Source organism: Johannesbaptistia floridana, assembly GCF_057440575.1.
Window position 1 is genome coordinate 1 of sequence record NZ_JALKVM010000304.1, and the last position, 1474, is coordinate 1474.

The window sequence follows — 1474 nt, forward strand, 5'->3', positions numbered from 1 at the left end:
AACAATAAGTAGCTTGATTACAACTTGTTGAAGGTCAAATTCAGCCTTGTGCATTAAAATTCTCACTCCGCTTCATTCAAAACCCGCTACCAGTTCAATCAAGAAATAGGAATAGATCCACAAGAAATAGTTAATTCAGGAGAAATAGTTAAAGCAATTATTTTAAACGGTTTAGGTTTTATTTCTCAACCATTATATTTATTTCCGAAATTTTTTGAAGATAAAGCGACAGAACATCTTTTTGGGAAAGGAGTATTGCCAGAACATCTAAATGATTATAAAATTGGAAGGGTAATGGACAAACTCTACGAGTACGGATTGTCAAGATTATTTCTGTTAATAGCCTTATCAGCAGCTAAAAAATATAATGTAAATATGGAATTTTCTCACTTAGATTCAAGTTCTATTTCAGTTCATGGTCAATACAATAAAATTCTAGCGTCTTCATCACAGTGTCAGTCAAAAGAATCAGAATCACAACCAATACCAATTAGCATAACTCATGGTTATTCGCGAGATCATAGACCAGATTTAAAACAATTTATTTTAGACTTAATCGTGACAGGAGACGGGAATGTTCCCATATTTATTGAAGCAGCAAGTGGGAATCAAAGTGATAAAAAAGCATTTGGTCAAATAGCTAAAAATTATCAAAAACAACTAAACTTAGAAACAACAATAGTAGGAGATAGTGCTTTATACAGCAAAGAGAACTTAGGATTACTCAAGGAGATTAAATGGTTAACGAGAGTACCTTTATCAATAAAAGAAGCAAAAAAATTAGTAAATGAAGTATCAGCATTAGAATTTAGTCAAAGTGAACTGTCAGGTTATTCCTTTGTCGAAACTCCCAGTAATTATGGCGGCATTTCCCAAAGATGGTTAGTAGTAAAAAGTGAAGCAAGAGCGGAATCAGATCTCAAATCTCTAAAGAAAAAAATAAACAAAGAAAGAGAAATAATTGAAAAAAAAGTAGCAAAATTATTAAAACAAACATTTGATAATGTAACCGATGCCGAATTGAATTTAAGAGAAATACAATCAAAACTAAAGTATCATTTAATTTCTCAAATAGAAATCACAAATAATCAATTCGACTCGGGCAATAATACTTATCAAATAACTGGGAAAATTGAGCCAAATGACCAAGTAATTGAAGCTGATAAAAATCGAGCAGGAAGGTTTATTATTGCTACTAATCGTTTAGATAAAGAATCTTTTAGTTGTAATGAGATGCTCAAAAAATATAAAGAACAGCAAAATGTAGAAAGAGGCTTTGCTTTCTTAAAAGACCCCTTGTTTTTTGCTGATAGTATTTTCTTAAAATCCCCCCAAAGAATAGAAACAATGTCAATGCTGATGGGTTTATGTCTAATGGTTTATTCTTTGGGGCAACGAGAAGTTCGTGCTCAATTATCGTTAGCTAAAACTGGCATCCCTAATCAATTAGGAAAATTAACAGCGCGACCAACAT

The 1474-nt window shown here is 31.8% G+C and carries 1 protein-coding gene; it reads left to right on the forward strand.

Annotated elements, in window-relative coordinates:
- Window positions 1-144: 144 nt before the first annotated feature.
- The coding region (locus MW688_RS18080) for an IS1634 family transposase (protein ID WP_486737411.1) at window positions 145-1474 on the forward strand (1330 nt) is incomplete at its 3' end.